This is a genomic window from Mesorhizobium sp. M0496 (assembly GCF_040321205.1).
Taxonomy (GTDB): Bacteria; Pseudomonadota; Alphaproteobacteria; order Rhizobiales; family Rhizobiaceae; genus Mesorhizobium.
The window spans coordinates 45,647-64,322 of the sequence record NZ_JAMYRC010000037.1 but is presented as its reverse complement, the minus strand read 5'-3'; the positions used below and the strand labels follow the sequence as shown (position 1 = coordinate 64,322).

The following is an 18,676-nucleotide window of genomic DNA, read 5'->3' as shown; positions in this document are numbered from 1 at the left end:
CCATCGCCTTGATCACCATGTCGTTGACCGACAGCTTGTAGGCCGGTGCGTCGCCCTTGTCGGTTTTCTTCACCGGGGCTGCGGCGTTGATCTGCGTGCGCAGCGCAAGCAGTGCATCGAGTTCGCAGTCGAGCGTCAGGTAGAAATGCGGGATGGTGGTTTTGGCCTCGACCAGACGGCGCGCGATGGTCTTGCGCATGTTGTCATGCGGGACGAGATCGTAGGAGCCTTGCTCGAACAGTTTCAGCACCTGATCGTCCGACATCGCTTTCACCGCAGGTGCAGCAGCCGGCGCGCCGGCGGGCGCGGCCTTGGCGGCAGGCGCCTTGGCGCCGCCACCGGCAATCGCCGCGTCGACATCGGCCTTTACCACACGGCCATGCGGGCCGGTGCCGGTCACGGCGGACACATCGACGCCGGCCTCCTTGGCGATACGGCGTGCGAGCGGCGAGGCGAAGGTACGCTCGCCCGACGGTTGGCTGATCTCCCCCCTTGTGGGGGAGATGGCCGGCAGGCCAGAGGGGGGCGCGATAGGCTGAGCCGCAGGCGGGGCAGCGCCCCCCTCTGTCGGCTTCGCCGACATCTCCCCCACAGGTGGGGAGACTGGCGCTTTGTCCTGTTTGGCCTCGGCTTTCGCCGGTGCGGCGGCATCGCCACCGCTTTTCGCCGCGGCGCCCGCATCCTCGCCTTCGGCGGCGAGAACGGCGATCAGCGCGTTGACCTTGACACCCTCGGTGCCGGCGGGAACGACGAGCTTGGCAACCGTGCCCTCATCGACAGCCTCGACTTCCATCGTCGCCTTGTCGGTCTCGATCTCGGCGATGACGTCGCCCGGCGAAACCTTGTCGCCTTCCTTCACGAGCCACTTGGACAGATTGCCCTCTTCCATCGTGGGCGACAGGGCCGGCATGGTGATGTTGATTGGCATTTTGTCCTCCCGCCCGGTTCAGCGATACGTGACGGCTTTGACCGCCTCGATGACCTCGCCGACGTTTGGCAGAGCCAGTTTCTCGAGGTTGGCCGCATAGGGCATCGGCACATCCTTGCCGGCAATGGTGATCACCGGCGCGTCGAGGAAATCGAAGGCGCGCTGCGACACCTGGTTGGCGATATGGTCGCCGACCGAGTTCTGCGGATATCCCTCTTCCACAACGATCAGCCGGTTGGTCTTCTTCACCGAGGCGATGATGGTGTCGAGGTCCAGCGGGCGGACGGTTCTGAGATCGATGATCTCGACGTCGATACCCATGCCGCGCAACTCGGCCTCGGCCTTGACCGCATAGGTCATGCCGATGCCGAAGGAGACGAGGGTGACATCCTTGCCTGATTTGTGGATGCGCGCCTTGCCGATCGGCAAGACGAAATCGTCCAGCTTAGGGACGTCGAAGGACTGCCCGTAAAGTATCTCGTTCTCGAGGAAGATAATCGGATTGGGGTCGCGGATCGCCGCCTTGAGCAAGCCCTTGGCGTCGGCGGCGGTGTAGGGCATCACCACTTTCAGGCCCGGAATGTGGCTGTACCACGCTGCGTAGCACTGCGAATGCTGGGCGGCGACGCGGGCAGCGGCACCGTTCGGTCCGCGGAACACGATCGGCGCGCCCATCTGGCCGCCCGACATATAGAGCGTCTTGGCGGCCGAGTTGATGATCTGGTCGATCGCCTGCATGGCGAAGTTGAAGGTCATGAACTCGACGATCGGCTTCAGGCCGGCCATCGCCGCACCCACACCGACACCGGCAAAGCCGTGCTCGGTGATCGGCGTATCGACGACGCGCCGCGGCCCGAACTCCTGCAGCAGCCCTTGCGTGATCTTGTAGGCGCCCTGGTACTCGGCGACTTCCTCGCCCATGACGAAGACATCGCCGTCGCGGCGCATTTCCTCGGCCATGGCATCGCGCAGTGCCTCGCGCACCGTGGTCGAGACCATTTCCGTGCCCGCCGGAATGTCCGGATCGGCGGCGATTTCCGTCTTGGGAGCGGCAGCCACCGGTGCGGCGGCAGGCTTTGCGGCCTCTGCCTTGTCCTCGGCGGCTGGAGCCTCCGCCTTATCAGATGCTTCCGCCTTGGCGGGAGCCGCAGACTTGCCGATATCACCGGCACTTTCGCCGTCCTGCAGCAGCACTGCGATCGGCGTGTTGACCTTGACGCCTTCGGTGCCGGCGGCAATCAGGATCTTGCCCAGCGTGCCTTCGTCAACGGCTTCGACTTCCATCGTCGCCTTGTCGGTTTCGATCTCGGCGATGACGTCGCCGGCGACGACCTTGTCGCCCTCGTTCTTCAACCACTTGGAAAGATTGCCCTCTTCCATGGTCGGCGAGAGAGCGGGCATGAGAATTTCGATCGGCATGTCCTTGCCCTCCCTTACAGTACGATATCGGTCCAGAGCTCGGACGGATCCGGCTCCGCGTCGTGCTGGGCAAATTCAGCAGCGTCCGCGACGACGTCTCGGACTTCCTTGTCGATGGCCTTGAGCTCGTCTTCGGTCGCCCACTTCTTCCCGGTCAGCCGTGCCTTGACCTGCTCGATCGGGTCATGGTCCGAGCGCATCTTCTGTACTTCTTCCTTGGAGCGGTATTTCGCCGGGTCGGACATCGAGTGACCGCGATAACGATAGGTCTGCATTTCGAGAATGATCGGCCCGTTGCCGGCGCGACACCACTCCGTCGCCTGGTCGCCCGCAGCCTTCACGGCGCGGACATCCATGCCGTCGACCTGGATGCCGGGGATCTTGAACGAGGCGCCGCGATGCGAAAAGTTGGTTTCCGCCGAAGAACGCGACACCGAGGTGCCCATGGCATAGCGGTTGTTCTCGATGATGTAGATCACCGGCAGCTTCCACAGCGAGGCCATGTTGAAGCTTTCATAGACCTGGCCCTGGTTGGCCGCACCGTCGCCGAAATAGGTCAGCGAGACATTGTTGTTGTCGCGGTAGCGGTTGGCGAAGGCCAGCCCGGTGCCGAGCGACACCTGCGCGCCGACGATGCCGTGGCCGCCGTAAAAATGCTTCTCCTTGGAGAACATGTGCATGGAGCCGCCCTTGCCCCGTGACAGGCCGCCACGACGCCCGGTCAGCTCGGCCATGACGCCGCGCGGCGACAGCTCCATCGCCAGCATGTGGCCATGGTCGCGATAGGCGGTGATCATCTGATCACCGTCGATCAGCGCCATCTTCATGCCGGTGACGACAGCTTCCTGGCCGATATAGAGGTGACAGAAGCCACCGATGAAGCCCATGCCGTAAAGCTGGCCGGCCTTTTCCTCGAAACGGCGGATGAGCAGCATGTGCCGGTAGGCGGCAAGCTCTTCGTCCTTGGTGAATTCGGCAGGCTTTGGGGCCGAAAGCCCCGATTTACCGTCGGATTTGGATTTGGCAGGCGCTTTTCTGGCGGCGGTGGCCATGCATCACTCCCTGTTGGCGTCTCTTTGTGGACATTAGAGCAGATGAAATCTGCTCTGGGGAGATCAGCTCCTCCCCACCGATTTATGGGAGGCTAACACGCGTCAGAGCGTTGCGCCATGCCGAATTTGCATAGCTGGCATGCACCTAAGCGATTAAAATCATTGAAAATATTGGTGATTAACTTGATATCAGTTATTTCTCCGAAGCGGGCAACATGATGGTGATTTCATCAGCCTGGGACAGATTGAGCGCCTTGCGCGCCTGCTCGTCGAGCATGTCCTTCTCCAGCGTGCCTTCATGCATGAGCCGGACACGCCGTTCGAGTTCCATGCGACGCGCCTTGATCGCATCGAGCTGGCCTTGCAGCGCAACCGTCTGGGCTTCCAGCTGGTATTTCGAGTAGATGCCGAATTCGCCGTGATAGGCATGAAAGCCGAAATAGGCCAAAAACGCCGCGCAGAGCGAGGGGATGATCAGCCGACCGGTGTTTCTCTGCTTGTGCTGACGCGTCCACATCGTCCGATTCCTCTAGAGCATGATGCCGAAAAGTGTGAAGCGGTTTTCGGACGACATCATGCTCTATCTCTTTGATTTAGAGTCGGATTCAGATTTCAGGTCGAACAGACCTGAAATCATCCGGCTCTAGCCCGCGGACTCAGGCGGCTCACGATCTTTTTCGCCCGATTGTGCTTAACGGACGGTTACGGATGACCGGCTTGGCGTCCGTCGAAATGAAAAAAGGGCGGGAATGCTCCCGCCCTTTCATCCGATATCCGACGTTAGAGTGTTTCCGGATCAGCCCTTGACCACCGACTTGCCGGCATAGCTTGCCTGCTTGCCGAGCTCTTCCTCGATGCGGATCAGCTGGTTGTACTTGGCCATGCGGTCCGAGCGCGACAGCGAGCCGGTCTTGATCTGTCCGCAATTGGTGGCAACCGCGAGATCGGCAATGGTCGAATCCTCGGTTTCGCCCGAGCGGTGCGACATGACGGCGGTGTAGCCGGCCTTGTGCGCGGTCTCGACGGCGTCGAGCGTTTCCGTCAGCGAACCGATCTGGTTGACCTTGACCAGGATCGAATTGGCAACACCCATGCGGATGCCGTCGCGCAGCCGTGCGGTGTTGGTGACGAACAAATCGTCGCCGACCAGCTGGGTCTTCTTGCCAATCAGGTCGGTGAGGTACTTCCAGCCTTCCCAGTCGTCCTCGGCAAGGCCGTCCTCGATCGAGATGATCGGATAGTCGGCGGCGAGCTTGGCCAGGTACTTGGCCTGGGCCTTGGGGTCGCGCGTCTTCTTCTCGCCCTCATAGACGTAGTTGCCGTCCTTGAAGAACTCGGTCGCGGCGCAATCGAGGCCGAGCGCAATCTCCTCGCCCGGCTTGAAGCCGGCCTGCTCGATCGATTCCATGATGAAATCGAGCGCCACCGGCGCGCTTTTCAAATTCGGGGCAAAGCCGCCCTCGTCGCCGACATTGGTGTTGTGGCCGGCGTCCTTCAGTTTCTTGCGCAGCGTGTGGAAGATTTCCGAACCCCAGCGAACGCCTTCGCGCAGCGTCGGCGCTCCGATCGGCAGGATCATGAATTCCTGGAAGTCGATCGGGTTGTCGGCATGCGCGCCACCATTGATGATGTTCATCATCGGCACCGGCAGGACATGCGCCTTGGTGCCGCCAACATAACGGTAGAGCGGCAGGCCGGCGGCATCGGCCGCGGACTTCGCCACCGCCAGTGACACGCCGAGAATGGCGTTGGCGCCGAGCCGGCTCTTGTTGGGCGTGCCGTCAAGCTCGATCATGGTCTGGTCGATATGGATCTGATTTTCGGCTTCCATGCCGCCGATCGCCTCGAACAGCTCGCCGTTGACCGCTTCGACCGCCTTGAGCACGCCCTTGCCGAGATAGCGGGCGCCGCCGTCGCGCAGCTCGACGGCCTCGTGGGCGCCGGTCGAAGCACCTGACGGCACCGCCGCTCGGCCCATCGACCCGTCTTCGAGAATGACATCGACCTCGACGGTCGGATTTCCACGGCTGTCCAGGATTTCACGCCCGACAATGTCGATGATGGCGGTCATTGCGATGTCCTCGATTGATCTGACTGATGTCGCGCACGTCTTAGCCAAAGTGCTGCAAAAGGCAATCGGCCGGCTCGCAATTATTGCCGGGCGTCAACCCCCAACGATTCACGAAGCGCAAATCGCTGTCACCATAAGTCATGTACGGCAGAGCGGCTTCCGGCTAAGGTGCGGGTGCGCGGGGCGAAACAGGAGGAGTTTCGCCATGTCCCAGTTGAGTGGTATCGTGAGTCTGTTCCTGATCGCGGCTGCGTTCCTGACGTCGTGCGACAACCAGCAGTCGCCGCCCAAGGCGATGGTCCCCTTGCACATCAGCAAATAGCTGCCGCATCAAACAAAATGGCCCCGTCTCGACGGGGCCATTTTGTTTGGATCGTCAGTGCCAGTAAGGCGTGACCTTGTAGTAGTCGTAGGATGCGTCGCGAGCGGTCTCACCATCCGCGCCGGCCAGTTCGTTGATCGAATAGGCGGGGGCTGCCTTCAGCTGCTCCTTGGAGAACGGTACGACATAGCCGCCCCTGTCCTCGTCATAGTCGAGACTTGCCCATGGTATCGCGTGATACTTCTCGCCGATGCCGAGGAAGCCGCCAAAACCGATCACTGCGAACATGATGCCGTTCGACATCTTATCGAGCATGACGTCCTGGATGCTGCCGATGCTCCTGCCTTCGGTGTTGTAGACCGACGTGCCTATGACTCGCGAAGCCGCGATGGCTTCGGTGTGGCCTGTCTGGGTTGTCATGATATCCTCCTCATTGTCGTTGAACTCTGCTTGGACAATGAGGGGCGCGGGCGAAGGTTCCCGACTTTTTTCGCCGGCGGGCCGGTCACTCCGCGAGGATGAAAGTGACCTTCATGTTGACGCGATAGGCGGTAATCTTGCCGTTTTCGACGACGATCTTCTGGTCCTGGATCCAGGCGCCTTCGACGTTCTTCAGGGTTTTCGATGCGCGTGCAATCCCCTGTTCGATGGCGTCCTGAAAGCTCTTGTTCGACGACGAGGTGATTTCGGTGACGCGGGCGACGGACATGGCTTCCTCCTGCCAAAACGCTCATTTGCCGGGCAAGCGTACAGCCGGCTTATGCCGATCACAAGCGCCGACAGTCGGCAGAGGATGGGCCTGGCTTAGTGACCCTTGGCGATGCGATCGAATGCCATCAGCCGCTCGAGCAGGGCCGGCATATCCTTCAGCGGCAGCATGTTCGGGCCGTCGGAAGAGGTCGAATTGTCCGGATCCTGATGGGTCTCGATGAACACGCCGGCAACACCGACAGCGACGGCGGCGCGGGCCAGAGTTTCGACGAAGCGGCGCTCGCCGCCCGAGGAACCGCCTTGCCCGCCCGGCTGCTGCACCGAATGCGTGGCGTCGAAGATCACCGGCGCGCCGATCTCGGCCATGACAGGCAGGGCGCGCATATCTGACACCAGCGTGTTGTAGCCGAAGGAAGCGCCGCGCTCGGTGGTCAGCACATTGGCGTTGCCGGACCCGGTGATCTTGGCGACGACGTTCTTCATGTCCCAGGGGGCAAGGAACTGCCCCTTCTTCACGTTGATCACCTTGCCGGTTTTCGCCGCGGCGACCAGCATGTCGGTCTGACGCGACAGGAAAGCCGGGATCTGCAGGACGTCGACATGCGGCGCGACGATCGCGCACTGTTCCTCGGTGTGGACGTCGGTCAGCACGGGAAGCGAAAATGCCTTCCGCAGTTCGTCGAAGACGGGAAGTGCCGCATCCATGCCGGCGCCGCGTGTCGCCGACAGCGAGGTGCGGTTGGCCTTGTCGTAGCTGGTCTTGTAGACGAGGCCTATGCCGAGCTTGCCGGTCAGTTCCTTCAGCGCGCCAGCCATGTCGAAGGCATGCTGGCGCGATTCAAACTGGCAAGGGCCAGCGATCAGCGCCAAGGCTGCATTGTTGTCGAAGACGACATTGCCGACGGTTACCGACGAATTGGGCGCCAGGGCTTTGCTCATGGGATCTCCCGGAGGATGAAGGCCGCGCCCTGTCCGGGTGCAGGCTGCACGACAATATCATTGCCCGCTATATCGTGTTTGATGGAATTGGCTGCAAGCAGCCGCGATGTGACATCGGCGCTCCGGACCGAAAAGACGACCGCGGTGAAGCGAAGGTCTGTAGGCGCGCCGGCAGGCAGGCCAAAACGCGCGGTGAAAGACGCGGGGTCGAGCACGCTCAAACTTGCGTTCGGCAAGTGAAACGTGCCGCCCTGGCCATCGGCAGTCGGATCGTCCACCGCCACCGAAATCAATCCATGTTGTTCGGCAGGTTGATCGCTGACCGCCACGATCTCGATAATTCCGGTGGCGCCATTGGCGTGCGCCTGCAAAGCCGTGCGGTCCACATCAGGCGCGTTGACCCGCTCGCAGGCAAATAGGAATGCGTCCGTGGCCCCGGCTCCCGCCGCGAAGGCGAGCTTGAAGGCTGCGATGTCGCTTTTGCCCGCCGTGTCCGTGAAGGCGCGCGAAAAGCGCAGCATGTCTCCCGCCGAGATGCCGGCTTCGAGGTAGCGCGCATGGTCTGCGTCGGCATTGTCGGTGGCAAGAACAATGGCCGAAAACCCCTCGTCGCCACGGTTGTCGCGATAGAGCCGATCGCGCGCGACGAACACATTGCCATCGGCAATGGCCGTCGTCGCGGCCTGTTCATCACCGATTGCGAGCGGTTCGAGATAGGTGCCGTCGGCCAGGAAAACACAGCAGTTTTCCGTTCCGAAGGGATGGATCCCGGTCGGCGCAACGACAAAGCCGAGCGTGGTGAGCCGGGCTCGCGCCACGTCTAGGTTCTGCGCGGGCAGCACCAGATGATCGAGCGGATGAGTGCGAGCAGCTACGGTTCGGGTCATGCAGGCGCGATGTGCATCATTCCGCAAATCGGTTCAAGGCTTGATCGCAATCCCCGCCGGTCCGCCGGACCATTTCATGGGACGTCGAAAAAGGCCGGAACGTGGTCTCGATCAGATCCCCGCGACGACATCGGCGGAATAACGCAGTTCGCGCATTGGTTTGACCTTGCTGGTGGTCTGCGCATAGAGCGGGTGTGCCTTGTAGGCGGCCAGCGCGGCGTCATCGGCGAACTCCGCATAGACGACCACGTCGATCTCGTCCGACAGCGGGTCGACCTTGGTGTTGAGCGTGACCTCGAAAAGGCTGGAATGGGGAATGTTGCCGAGCGCCAGCAGGCCCGTGCGCACCGCCTCCACATCCTCCTTGCGCCGCGCGCTGAAGAAAACGATATGCCGGATCAACGCCGCCTCCTCGATCTAAATGCCGGAGGTCTTTTGTGACGGCAGCACGGTGGCGTCAATCGACAAGGATGTCGCGGCTGCCGGTCGTTCGAATGGACGCTAGATATAGCTGGTGACGGACCGCACGACGTGCGTGGCACCCCTCACCGTGGAGTCGAGATACCGGCCCTGATTGTACATGCCATCCCAGATCAGGAAAAACGCGATGGCGGCAATGACGACTACATAACGCATGGCTAAATCTATCGCACAAGCAATGCCGCAGCCATAGGCGTTTTGGCGCGTTCGGCCTTTGCTGTGCAAAAAGGCAGACCTAGGTCGGCGAGAGCAACCCACTTGGCACAGCCCAGCTTGTGGCCTGCCTCTTGAAGTTCCCCCTCATGACGTGGAACATTGTCGCAGGGATTCACTGGGAAGCGCTGACGCTCAGGCGAAACCGGGGCGCGCGCTTTCGTTCGAGACCGCCGATCGCAGAACCGGTCAGCACCTGGGATCAGGCAACGGCGTTCGAACTTGGCGAATGAACCGCGAGAACCGGGGCTCGGCAATTTGCGCCGGCACCGCGGAAGTCCAGGGGCGTGAGATGGCACACAAGGAACATCATGGTTTGGCGTTGAGCGACGCGATCAGGCTCGACGAATTCAATTTCGCCGAGATCGTCAAGGGTCTGCCGGCCAAGGCGCGCATGGTGCTGTCGGCGGCGATGAACCTGCCGCGCGGTTCGCTCAAGGTCAGGATGCCGGACGGCCGCGCCGTCCTCGTCGGCGGCAAGGGACCCGGCCCGGACGCCGAACTGGTGCTCAAGAACTGGCGACTGCCCGGCCGCGCCTTTTCCGGCGGCACGATCGGCGTTGCCGAATCCTACATGGACGGCGATTGGGATAGCCCTGACGTGACCAGCTTCCTGGAGCTGTTCGTGATCAATTCGGCCATCGGCGAGCGCATCGCGGGCGGCACCAGCTGGCTCATCAACGCCGTCCAGCGCATCCGCCACTGGTTCAACCAGAACACACGCACCGGCTCGAAGCGCAACATCTCGGCGCATTACGACCTCGGCAACGCCTTCTACAAGGAATGGCTCGATCCAAGCATGACCTATTCCTCGGCGCTCTACACGACCGGTGCCAACGACCTGGAAAGCGGCCAGGCCGCCAAATATCGCGCGCTGGCAAAGGATATCGGGATCGGCCCGAAGGATCATGTGCTGGAAATCGGCTGCGGTTGGGGCGGCTTCGCCGAATTCGCGGCGCGCGAGATCGGTTGTAGGGTGACCGGGCTGACGATCAGCCGCGAGCAGCACGATTTCGCCAAGGCGCGCATCGCCAAGGCCGGGCTTGCCGACAAGGTCGACATCAAGTTGCAGGATTATCGCGACGAAACCGGCACCTATGACCGCATCGCCTCGATCGAGATGTTCGAGGCGGTCGGCGAGAAATACTGGCCGGTGTTCTTCAGCAAAATGAAGGCCTGCCTGAAACCCGGTGGCACCGCTGGCCTGCAGATCATCACCATCAACGAAGCTTCTTACGACACCTATCGCGCAAGGCCGGATTTCATTCAGCGCTACGTGTTCCCCGGTGGCATGCTGCCGACGCCGTCGATCCTGAAGGCACTGGGCAAGGATCATGGCCTCGCCCATCTGCGCGAACGCGTGTTTCCCGACGACTATGCCCGCACGCTCGCCGAATGGCGCCACCGGTTCTGGGCGTCATGGGAAAAGATCGTCCCGCTCGGTTTCGACGACCGCTTCAAGAAGCTCTGGGAGTTCTACCTGCACTATTGCGAGGCCGGATTCCGCGCCAGCTACATCGACGTTCGCCAGGTGGTCTACAAGGCGTAGGTCCACGCGCTCTTCGATTGCATTGCCGGTGACCAGTTCGTATCGAGCGTTATCTCGACATCGCCGCGCGGTCGCCGTCAAAAAGTCCGATCCCGAAGCAGGATGCCGCACAGGACGGACGAATCGGAAATCACCTGATGCGCAAACGAACGATCTTCTTCGGCGTCATTGTCGTCGCTGCCGCGGGCATCTGGCTCAACAACACCTCACTGCTGTCGAGCCGGCCAGCCGGCAAGCCGGAAGTGCTTGCGCATCGTGGCCTTGCTCAGGACTATTCGCGCGCAGGCATGACAGGAGAGACTTGTACGGCCAGTCGCATGTTGCCGCCACGCCATGCCTTCCTCGAAAACACTCTACCCTCGATGGAGGCCGCCTTTGCACTGGGAGCGGACGCACTCGAACTGGATGTTCACCCGACGACGGACGGCAAGTTCGCTGTCTTCCATGACTGGACGCTGGATTGCCGCACGCAAGGCAAGGGAGAAACGCGCAGCCACTCCATGGCCGAGTTGAAGACCCTTGATGTCGGCTATGGCTACACGGCGGATGGCGGCAAAACCTTTCCATTTCGGGGCAAGGGAATCGGCATGATGCCATCGCTGGATGAGGTTCTGGCGCACTTCCCGGCTCGCCGCTTCAACATCAACGTCAAGAGCAACGATCCAGGCGAAGGCGAAAAGCTGGCCGAATGGCTTGCCAGGCTGGCGCCGGCCGAGCGCTTCTATCTCTCGGTCTATGGTGGGGACAGGCCGATTGCTGCGGTCAAGGCGGCATTGCCGGACATGCACACGCTGAGCCGCGCGTCGCTGACGCAATGCATCCTGCGCTATGCCGCGCTTGGCTGGAGCGGCTACGTTCCAGATGCCTGCCGCAAAGGCACCTTGCTCGTCCCCGTCAACATCGCGAAATGGATGTGGGGTTGGCCGAGCCGGTTTCTCGATCGCATGCAAGGTGTCGATACAAGCGTTTACCTGCTCGGCCCTTATTCCGGCGGCGACTTTTCGCAAGGGCTCGACGATCCCGAACTGATCGGGCAACTGCCGAGCGGCTATTCCGGCGGCATTTCCACGGATGCGCTGGATCTCGTCATGCCGGTGATCAAGGAGCGTTTCGCGCCGCCGGCTGAATCCACACCATAAAGGCCTGGATTCAAGCCGACCCGCAAACCAACCTTTAGAGAAGGATGCGGTATTTCGCGAATCCTGCCTCGCCCTCGCCCGCCGGTTCGACCTTCAGCGATTTCACCTGCGCAATGAAATCCTTCGCCTTGGCGCCGGTTTCGAACACGGCGCTGGTTCCAGGCAGCGGCACGAACGACCAGTTGTCGTCCGCCGACGGGTTGATCGTGCCCTCGCTGACGATGTCTTCGAAGCATTGATGTCAGGGAAATTGCCACCGCCGCCGGCACGATAGTTGTTGGTCGCGACGACGAATTTCTGTTTGGGATCAATCGGTTTTCCGTCGAACATCAGGTCGACGATCCGGTTGGCACCGACATTAGCCAGCCCGCCCTTGGAATCGTATTTCGGCGGCTGCGACAGGTCGATTTTGTAGGTGATGCCGTCGATGACGTCGAAATTGTAGGACGGGAAGTCGGTGTTGATGAGGGCCTGGTCGGCCTTCCCTGCCTCGATCCTGTTGAAAATACCGGCCGACATTTCCAGCCATTCCTTGACCTCAGCCCCGGTGATTTCGACCGCACGCACGGTGTTGGGGTAGAGATAGAGGTCGGCAACGTTCTTGATGGCGATGTCGCCTGCCGGCACGTCGGTATAGTAGTCGGCACCGTTGCGTCCGCCTGCCTTGAAGGGAGCGGCCGCCGACAGCAGCGGCACATCCTTCCATTGCGTGTTCTTGAGAATATCCCTGAGGTACCAGGTCTGCGCCTGGCTGACGACCTGCACCGACGGATCGTCGGCGACCAGCGCGAAATAGGAATAGAGCGGCGCGGAGGTCTTGCCGACCGGACGACGCACATAGGCCAGTGTCGCCTGGTGGTCCTGTTCGAGTGCCGCGATGATGCGCTTGTCGTCCGGGACGGTCGGCTTGTTCTTGTTGTCGACGCGTTCGAAGATCGGCCGCGCTTCGGAGGTGGCTGAAACGACCTTCCATTTCGAACCGTCGCGTTCCAGCATCAGGTCGACCAGCCCCATATGCGAGCCCCAGAAGCCGCCCATGACGGCGGGCTTGCCCTGCAGCGTGCCTTTTTGCGTATCGACGCCCTCAAGCGACTGGAAATCCTTCTTGCCGGGGAACACCAGATGCTGGTGACCCGTGAACACCGCATCGATGCCGTCGACACCGGCGACGAAGAACGAGGCGTTCTCCATCATGTCGCCCTGCTTCACGTCGATGCCGGAATGCGAGAGCGCAATGACGATGTCGGCGCCCTCCTCTTTCATCTGTGGCACCCAGGCCTTGGCCGCCTCGACGATGTCGCGCGTCTTGACGTTGCCTTCCAGGTTCTTGAGATCCCAAACCATGATCTGCGGCGGCACGAAGCCGATGATGCCGATCCTGATCGGCTGCTCGGCGCCCGAGCCGTCCATGATCTTCTTGTCGAGGATGACGTAGGGCTTCAGATAGAGCTTGTCGCCGCGCGGGTTCGCGGCAAGTTCGGTGCCGCGGATCAAATTGGCGCAGACGAAGGGAAAATTGGCGCCGGCCAGCACTTTGTCCAGGAACGACAGGCCGTAGTTGAACTCGTGGTTGCCCAGCGTCGAGCACTCGTAGCCGAGCAGGTTCATGCCTTTCATGATCGGATGCAGGTCGCCGTCCTTCAGCCCCTTCTCATAGGCGATGTAGTCGCCCATCGGATTGCCCTGCAGCAGGTCGCCATTGTCGATCAGCATCGAATTGACCGCCTCCTTGCGCACCGCATCGATGAGAGAAGCCGTGCGCGACAGGCCCAGCGTGTCATTGGCTTTGTCGGCGTAGTAGTCGTAAGGCAGCACGTTCACATGGATGTCGGTGGTTTCCATGATCCGAAGATGGGCCTGGTTACCTTGAGCGCGGGCGGAGAACGGATGCAGCATGATCAGCGCCCCTGCGGCGGCGACGCCCGCAAGGAGATCGCGGCGGGATACGGGATGGAGCAGTTGCGACATGTTTTCTCCTTCGACGACGTGACAAGAGTCTGTCTGTTGGAGCATGATCCTTTTCCGAAAACCGGTTCCCACTTTTCGGGATCATGCCCAGCCCTGCCCGACGCGAACTTCGCGCTGAAACTCATCCGAGTCCATTCAAGAAGTTGCGCGCATCAAACATCAGTCGAACAGTAACAGATGACGCGCGGATGACTGGTCCGGGTGAAGAAATCAGCCCTTGTCGTCGTCGCCCTGGGTGATCAGTCGCGCGCTGCGCTGGCCCGTCGCGTAGATCCATAGCCAACTCAACGAAACCGCAAGCCGGTTGCGAAAGCCGATCAGGAAATAGATGTGGGCTACTCCCCACAGCCACCAGGCCGCCCAGCCGGTCAGCTTGATCCAGCCGAAATCGATCACCGCAGCGCGCTTGCCGATCGTGGCGAGATCGCCGTCATGCCGGTAGCGGAACGGCCGCGGACTGGTGTCGCCGGCAAGCCGCGCCCTCAGCGTGGCGGCAACATGCCGGCCCTGCTGCTTGGCGGCTGGTGCTACTCCGGGAACGGGCCGCCCGTCCGGCCGCAGGACATGAGCGGCATCGCCGATGACGAAAATCTCCGGGCTGCCAGGCACGCTCAAGTCAGGCTCGACCAGCACCCTGCCTGCCCGATCGGCCGCCGCTCCGAGCCATTCGGCGGCCGGTGAAGCGGCAACGCCTGCCGCCCACAGGATTGTCTTCGCCGCCAGATGCTTGTCGCCGAAGACGACGCCCTCGGCGTCGCAACGCGTAACAGCCCGGCCGAGTTCGACCGTCACGCCGAGCCGCTCGAGCGCCTTCGAGGCATAGTCGGAAAGCTTCGGCGCGAAATTCGCCAGAACACGGTCGCCGGCCTCGATCAGCACCACGCGCGTCTGCCGTGTGTCGATGTTGCGGAACTCGCCGTGCAGCGTGTCATGCGCCAATTCGACGATGGTGCCGGCAAGCTCAACGCCGGTCGGCCCGCCACCGACGATCGCGATGGTCAGCAGCGCCTGGCGCTTGGCGGGATCGGTCTCCCGCTCGGCCTGCTCGAATGCCAGAAGAATGCGCCGCCGAACCGTGGTGGCGTCCTCCAGCGTTTTCAGGCCCGGCGCGAAAGGTTCCCATTCGTCATGACCGAAATAGGCGTGGCGGGCACCGGTGGCGAGCAGCAGCGTGTCATAGGCGACCGCGCTGCCATCATCGAGCAGGACATTTTTGCCGGTGCGATCGATGCCGACGACATTGGCGAGCAACGTCGTCACATCCTCGCGCTTGCGCAGGAGATGGCGGACCGGCCAGGCAATCTCGGACGTCGCCAGCGCCGTGGTCGCCACCTGGTAAAGCAGCGGCTGGAAGAGGTGATGGTTGCGCTTGTCGATCATGGTGATGCGCACCTGCGCGCCGCCAAGCGCACGTGTGAATTCCAGACCGCCGAAACCCGCGCCGACAACGACGACATGATGGCTGGCTTGGTTCATCTCAATTCACCCTGGCGAGCAAAATTGCCTGCCTTGGATGTAGGTTATTTTTGTGCAATGCAGCAACAGAAAGCCGGTGCCCGAGACTCGTCGTTCCATGTCGTGAATGCACATGTTGTATCGTATCGCGAGGTATAGCGTCATTAAATACGCGATGAGGTGAGGCATGGCCAACGATCAAGACGACGACGCTCCGGCGCAGTATTCTTCGCCGCCCTGCTTCATGCATGAACTCGATCCGGAGTTTCGTGCGCCGTCGAGCGACTGGACCGATGTGAGACGCTGGCGCAAGGCCGAGCGCGAACGCCTGATCGCTGCCCGCCTCGCCGTCTCGGCCGACGCGCGAACGGCAATGTCGCAGCGGATCGCCGAAGGTCTCGACGCGATCATCGGCAAGATCGCCGGCCGTATGGTCAGTCTCTACTGGCCGTTTCGCGGCGAGCCGGATCTGCGGCCATGGATGGCGTCCATCAATGCACGCGGCGGCCGCACCGCCCTGCCCGTCGTTGTCGAGAAAGGGCATCCGCTGATCTTTCGCGCCTACGCGCCGGGCGATCGGCTGGAGAAAGGCGTCTGGAACATCCCGATCCCAGCCGAGGGCGATCCGGTGCTGCCGGACATCGTCATCTCACCGATCGTCGGCATCGATCCCCAAAATTATCGCCTGGGCTACGGCGGCGGCTTCTTCGACCGCACGCTGGCCGCGATGCCGTTCAAGCCCCTGGTCATCGGCGTCGGCTACGAACTGCAGCGCATCGCCACCATCTACCCGCAGCCGCACGATATCCCGATGGATCGGATCGTGATCGAGGCATTCAAGATCGGTTAGCTGTGTTGAGATTCAGGTCGGGCCGAGTCGAGCAGGTCAGGCCGAGTCGAGAATGGCGGGTTCCGAGAATCGGAACGGATCGGACGTTTGGGTCCGTGAGTACCGGAAGCACAGGAAACTGCCGTTCGCAGGCCGGCATCACCTGAATATCGACACAGCTCAGGCCATTTCCGGCTTCATGCCCATCGCCGTCCGGTCGACGATTTCGCGTAGCGCAAAAGACGAGTTGATCTTGGTCACATGCGGCATTGCCGACAGCCATTCCTTGTGGATACGCTCATAGTCGACGAGATCCTTTGCCGCGATCCTCAGGATATAATCGTATTCGCCCGACATCAGGTGGCAGGACAGCACGTTTGGACAGCGCTTGATCGCCGCCTCGAAATCCGACAGCGTCTTCTCGAATTGTCCCGACAGGGATATGTGCACGATCGCCGTCATCTGGTGGCCAAGTGCGGCATTGGAAAGCCGGGCATGGTAGCCGCGGATCGTGCCGGATTTCTCCAGATTGTCGAGCCGGCGCGAACATGCCGACTGCGACAGGCCAACCTTCTCGGCAAGGGCTGCATTGGGTATCCGGCCATCCTTCTGCAAGGTCTCAAGAATGGCGATATCAATCCTGTCGAGCGGCATTTTTCGTGAATCCTGCGAATACCCTGCTGTTTCGCGCAACGATTATCGAAACACGCCCGCTGGCGCAAGCGCATTCGCAAACACCTGCGCACCGATTCGTGGTTCACTCCAGCAATACAGGGAACGAGCCCAAAAGGGCCGGATCAGGAGAAGAAAAATGCGCGTCGGCTGCCCCAAGGAAATCAAGAACCACGAATATCGCGTCGGCCTCACACCCGGCTCGGTCCGCGAGTATGTCGCCCACGGCCACGAAGTGCTGGTCGAGACCGGCGCCGGGGCCGGCATCGGCGCCGACGACAACGCCTATCGCGCCGCCGGCGCCACGATTGCCAAGACCGCTGCCGACGTGTTCGCCAAGTCGGACATGATCGTCAAGGTCAAGGAGCCGCAGCCCAGCGAATGGGCGCAGCTGCGCGAAGGCCAGATCCTGTACACCTATCTTCATCTTGCTCCGGATCCGGAGCAGACCAAAGGCCTGCTCGCTTCCGGCGTGACGGCAATCGCCTACGAGACCGTGACCGACGATCGTGGCGGCCTGCCGCTGCTGGCGCCGATGTCTGAAGTTGCCGGACGCCTGTCGATCCAGGCCGGCGCCACGGCGCTGCAGAAAGCCAATGGTGGCCGCGGCGTGCTGCTCGGCGGCGTGCCCGGCGTGCTGCCCGGCAAGGTCACTGTGCTTGGCGGCGGCGTTGTCGGCCTGCACGCTGCCAGGATGGCGGCGGGGCTTGGCGCCGATGTCACCATCATCGACCGCTCGATCCCGCGCCTGCGTCAGCTCGACGACCTCTTCGCCGGCCGCGTCCACACCCGCTACTCGACGGTCGAAGCGCTCGAAGAAGAGTGCTTTTCGGCCGATATCGTCGTTGGCGCCGTGCTGATCCCGGGCGCCGCGGCGCCGAAGCTGGTTTCGCGCGAAATGCTCTCAGGCATGAAGAAGGGCTCGGTGCTGGTCGACGTGGCCATCGACCAGGGCGGCTGCTTCGAGACCTCGCACGCCACCACCCATGCCGAGCCGACCTACGAGGTTGACGGCGTCATCCACTATTGCGTCGCCAACATGCCCGGCGCCGTGCCGGTCACTTCGGCCCACGCGCTCAACAACGCGACGCTTCACTATGGCCTGCAGCTTGCCGACAAGGGCCTGAAGGCGCTGATCGACGACCATCATTTGCGCAACGGCCTCAATGTCCACAAGGGCAAGATCACCAACCGGGCGGTCGCCGAGGCACTCGGCTACGAACTGGTCGAGCCAAAAGCCGTTCTGGCCGCCTGATTTCACGAAAAGACTGCTTCCTCCAGTCTCGCCCGCCGGTTCATACCGGCGGGTTTTTTCTTGGAGGATACACGCAGGCAACAAAAAAGCGGAGCCAAAGCCCCGCTTCCTCGATATCGAGATCTGCCGCCGGTTCATCCGCGGTCGGCAAATCGATCGACAATCGCTTTTTATCGCGATTATGCGACGGGAATACGACAGCGCGTCTCCTGTCTGCAATCTCCGCACCTTATGCGCGTTCGATGCGGCACTGGTAGCAATTGTTGCGCGCCGAGCGAACATGGACGTAGGCGATATCGCTGCGTTCGAACAAGGTTTCGGCCCGCGCTGTAATCGCCGCAGTCGGGACGACACCCCCGCTGCCATAGATGATACGGTCATCCCTGCCATAGCCGCGCACGATGTAGTCGGGACTTTCGAGAACCTCCGGAAGCGCCTCGCTTCCGTCGGCGCGTTCGCATTCTTCGGCATGCAGGAAGATCGGCCCCGTTTCGGCGTAGGGCTGAAGGCTGGGGAATGGCCGGTAGGCCAGAATGAGGTAGGCATCGCCGGCCGCGATGTTCTTCAGGCAATGCCGGCAAGGCATGCCGTCCCCATCGGAAATCTTTCGCTCCGGCGTTTGGCCGTAAGCATCGGGGCCGCCGCGCTGCAGCGCCTTGACGTCTTCGGTCGGCAAGGCCTTGAACTGGATGGTCATTGGTGAAATCTCCGGTGGTGTTGACCGAAGACTATGCGCCCGCGCGACTGCTTCCCACCCGATTCCTGCCAAGTGTCAGCGACCGGCCGT

19 protein-coding genes and 1 pseudogene are annotated in these 18,676 nt (G+C 61.8%); 5 read left to right on the top strand and 15 right to left on the bottom strand.

The annotated features are described in order from the left end of the window. From NKI73_RS25840 to NKI73_RS25790, 11 genes are all read right to left on the bottom strand, one after another. The coding region (locus NKI73_RS25840; protein WP_352633773.1) for a biotin/lipoyl-containing protein at window positions 1-928 on the bottom strand (928 nt) is incomplete at its 3' end. 18 nt (window positions 929-946) lie between these two features. After that, window positions 947-2,347 (bottom strand): pyruvate dehydrogenase complex E1 component subunit beta, encoded by a 1,401-nt coding sequence (locus tag NKI73_RS25835; protein WP_352633771.1) that lies wholly within the window; start codon window positions 2,345-2,347, stop codon window positions 947-949. Window positions 2,348-2,361: 14 nt separating this feature from the next. Next, the gene (gene pdhA / locus NKI73_RS25830; protein WP_352633769.1) at window positions 2,362-3,399 is read right to left on the bottom strand and encodes a pyruvate dehydrogenase (acetyl-transferring) E1 component subunit alpha; all 1,038 of its coding nucleotides are present in this window, start codon (window positions 3,397-3,399) and stop codon (window positions 2,362-2,364) included. A 193-nt stretch (window positions 3,400-3,592) separates the two neighbouring features. After that, a complete protein-coding gene (locus NKI73_RS25825) occupies window positions 3,593-3,916 on the bottom strand; it encodes an FtsB family cell division protein (protein WP_352633767.1) in 324 nt (107 codons plus the stop codon). A gap of 279 nt (window positions 3,917-4,195) precedes the next feature. Beyond that, window positions 4,196-5,470: a phosphopyruvate hydratase gene (gene eno, locus NKI73_RS25820; protein WP_352633766.1), complete on the bottom strand. Its 1,275-nt coding sequence runs from the start codon at window positions 5,468-5,470 to the stop codon at window positions 4,196-4,198. A 376-nt stretch (window positions 5,471-5,846) separates the two neighbouring features. Further along, window positions 5,847-6,212, bottom strand: coding sequence for a PRC-barrel domain-containing protein (locus NKI73_RS25815; RefSeq protein ID WP_352633764.1), 366 nt, complete (start codon window positions 6,210-6,212; stop codon window positions 5,847-5,849). 85 nt (window positions 6,213-6,297) lie between these two features. Beyond that, complete coding sequence (locus NKI73_RS25810; RefSeq protein ID WP_352633763.1) at window positions 6,298-6,501, bottom strand: dodecin family protein; 204 nt, start codon at window positions 6,499-6,501, stop codon at window positions 6,298-6,300. Window positions 6,502-6,596: 95 nt separating this feature from the next. After that, window positions 6,597-7,442, bottom strand: a complete 846-nt coding sequence (gene kdsA, locus NKI73_RS25805) for a 3-deoxy-8-phosphooctulonate synthase (protein ID WP_352633761.1) — start codon at window positions 7,440-7,442, stop codon at window positions 6,597-6,599. Next, the gene (locus tag NKI73_RS25800) at window positions 7,439-8,329 is read right to left on the bottom strand and encodes a VOC family protein (RefSeq protein ID WP_352633759.1); all 891 of its coding nucleotides are present in this window, start codon (window positions 8,327-8,329) and stop codon (window positions 7,439-7,441) included. Before NKI73_RS25800 ends, kdsA begins: the two co-directional genes overlap by 4 nt. Before the next feature lie 111 nt (window positions 8,330-8,440). After that, on the bottom strand, window positions 8,441-8,731 hold the full coding sequence (locus NKI73_RS25795) for a Dabb family protein (protein ID WP_352633758.1): 291 nt from the start codon (window positions 8,729-8,731) through the stop codon (window positions 8,441-8,443). Between the two features lie 99 nt (window positions 8,732-8,830). Further along, the gene (locus NKI73_RS25790) at window positions 8,831-8,965 is read right to left on the bottom strand and encodes a hypothetical protein (protein ID WP_352633756.1); all 135 of its coding nucleotides are present in this window, start codon (window positions 8,963-8,965) and stop codon (window positions 8,831-8,833) included. A gap of 146 nt (window positions 8,966-9,111) precedes the next feature. On the opposite strand from NKI73_RS25790, the gene NKI73_RS25785 reads away from it, so the two are divergent. The 3 genes from NKI73_RS25785 to NKI73_RS25775 all read left to right on the top strand — a co-directional run bounded on the left by NKI73_RS25785 (window position 9,112) and on the right by NKI73_RS25775 (window position 11,710). After that, a complete protein-coding gene (locus tag NKI73_RS25785) occupies window positions 9,112-9,255 on the top strand; it encodes a hypothetical protein (protein ID WP_502909607.1) in 144 nt (47 codons plus the stop codon). 59 nt (window positions 9,256-9,314) lie between these two features. After that, window positions 9,315-10,571, top strand: a complete 1,257-nt coding sequence (locus NKI73_RS25780) for a class I SAM-dependent methyltransferase (protein WP_352633754.1) — start codon at window positions 9,315-9,317, stop codon at window positions 10,569-10,571. Window positions 10,572-10,708: 137 nt separating this feature from the next. Further along, entirely contained in the window at window positions 10,709-11,710 is a 1,002-nt protein-coding gene (locus tag NKI73_RS25775; RefSeq protein WP_352633752.1) for a glycerophosphodiester phosphodiesterase family protein, read from the top strand. Window positions 11,711-11,744: 34 nt separating this feature from the next. Here NKI73_RS25775 and NKI73_RS25770 read toward each other — a convergent pair. Continuing rightward, window positions 11,745-13,678 (bottom strand): annotated as a pseudogene (locus NKI73_RS25770) (bifunctional 2',3'-cyclic-nucleotide 2'-phosphodiesterase/3'-nucleotidase). A 210-nt stretch (window positions 13,679-13,888) separates the two neighbouring features. Beyond that, window positions 13,889-15,154, bottom strand: coding sequence for an NAD(P)/FAD-dependent oxidoreductase (locus NKI73_RS25765; protein ID WP_352633750.1), 1,266 nt, complete (start codon window positions 15,152-15,154; stop codon window positions 13,889-13,891). Window positions 15,155-15,320: 166 nt separating this feature from the next. Here NKI73_RS25765 and NKI73_RS25760 point away from each other — a divergent pair, with 166 nt between their 5' ends. Continuing rightward, entirely contained in the window at window positions 15,321-15,983 is a 663-nt protein-coding gene (locus NKI73_RS25760; protein WP_352633749.1) for a 5-formyltetrahydrofolate cyclo-ligase, read from the top strand. 159 nt (window positions 15,984-16,142) lie between these two features. Here NKI73_RS25760 and NKI73_RS25755 read toward each other — a convergent pair whose 3' ends face one another. Continuing rightward, entirely contained in the window at window positions 16,143-16,616 is a 474-nt protein-coding gene (locus NKI73_RS25755; protein ID WP_010909317.1) for an Lrp/AsnC family transcriptional regulator, read from the bottom strand. Between the two features lie 157 nt (window positions 16,617-16,773). Here NKI73_RS25755 and ald point away from each other — a divergent pair, with 157 nt between their 5' ends. After that, window positions 16,774-17,889 carry an alanine dehydrogenase gene (ald, locus tag NKI73_RS25750; protein WP_352633746.1) on the top strand — a complete coding sequence of 372 codons (1,116 nt, stop codon included), beginning with the start codon at window positions 16,774-16,776 and terminating at the stop codon, window positions 17,887-17,889. 229 nt (window positions 17,890-18,118) lie between these two features. Here ald and NKI73_RS25745 read toward each other — a convergent pair whose 3' ends face one another. Then, the gene (locus tag NKI73_RS25745; protein ID WP_352633744.1) at window positions 18,119-18,586 is read right to left on the bottom strand and encodes a DUF1203 domain-containing protein; all 468 of its coding nucleotides are present in this window, start codon (window positions 18,584-18,586) and stop codon (window positions 18,119-18,121) included. Window positions 18,587-18,676: the final 90 nt, after the last annotated feature.

Excerpts from the sequence above, each read along its gene's own strand:
- NKI73_RS25815 (WP_352633764.1), bottom strand. The coding sequence starts at position 6,212 with ATGACAACCCAGACAGGCCACACCGAAGCCATCGCGGCTTCGCGAGTC.
- eno (WP_352633766.1), bottom strand. The coding sequence starts at position 5,470 with ATGACCGCCATCATCGACATTGTCGGGCGTGAAATCCTGGACAGCCGT.
- NKI73_RS25755 (WP_010909317.1), bottom strand. The coding sequence starts at position 16,616 with ATGCCGCTCGACAGGATTGATATCGCCATTCTTGAGACCTTGCAGAAG.
- kdsA (WP_352633761.1), bottom strand. The coding sequence starts at position 7,442 with ATGAGCAAAGCCCTGGCGCCCAATTCGTCGGTAACCGTCGGCAATGTC.
- NKI73_RS25835 (WP_352633771.1), bottom strand. The coding sequence starts at position 2,347 with ATGCCGATCGAAATTCTCATGCCCGCTCTCTCGCCGACCATGGAAGAG.
- NKI73_RS25825 (WP_352633767.1), bottom strand. The coding sequence starts at position 3,916 with ATGTGGACGCGTCAGCACAAGCAGAGAAACACCGGTCGGCTGATCATC.
- NKI73_RS25800 (WP_352633759.1), bottom strand. The coding sequence starts at position 8,329 with ATGACCCGAACCGTAGCTGCTCGCACTCATCCGCTCGATCATCTGGTG.
- NKI73_RS25790 (WP_352633756.1), bottom strand. The coding sequence starts at position 8,965 with ATGCGTTATGTAGTCGTCATTGCCGCCATCGCGTTTTTCCTGATCTGG.
- NKI73_RS25760 (WP_352633749.1), top strand. The coding sequence starts at position 15,321 with ATGGCCAACGATCAAGACGACGACGCTCCGGCGCAGTATTCTTCGCCG.
- NKI73_RS25745 (WP_352633744.1), bottom strand. The coding sequence starts at position 18,586 with ATGACCATCCAGTTCAAGGCCTTGCCGACCGAAGACGTCAAGGCGCTG.
- NKI73_RS25775 (WP_352633752.1), top strand. The coding sequence starts at position 10,709 with ATGCGCAAACGAACGATCTTCTTCGGCGTCATTGTCGTCGCTGCCGCG.
- NKI73_RS25780 (WP_352633754.1), top strand. The coding sequence starts at position 9,315 with ATGGCACACAAGGAACATCATGGTTTGGCGTTGAGCGACGCGATCAGG.
- NKI73_RS25810 (WP_352633763.1), bottom strand. The coding sequence starts at position 6,501 with ATGTCCGTCGCCCGCGTCACCGAAATCACCTCGTCGTCGAACAAGAGC.
- pdhA (WP_352633769.1), bottom strand. The coding sequence starts at position 3,399 with ATGGCCACCGCCGCCAGAAAAGCGCCTGCCAAATCCAAATCCGACGGT.
- ald (WP_352633746.1), top strand. The coding sequence starts at position 16,774 with ATGCGCGTCGGCTGCCCCAAGGAAATCAAGAACCACGAATATCGCGTC.
- NKI73_RS25765 (WP_352633750.1), bottom strand. The coding sequence starts at position 15,154 with ATGAACCAAGCCAGCCATCATGTCGTCGTTGTCGGCGCGGGTTTCGGC.
- NKI73_RS25785 (WP_502909607.1), top strand. The coding sequence starts at position 9,112 with ATGACGTGGAACATTGTCGCAGGGATTCACTGGGAAGCGCTGACGCTC.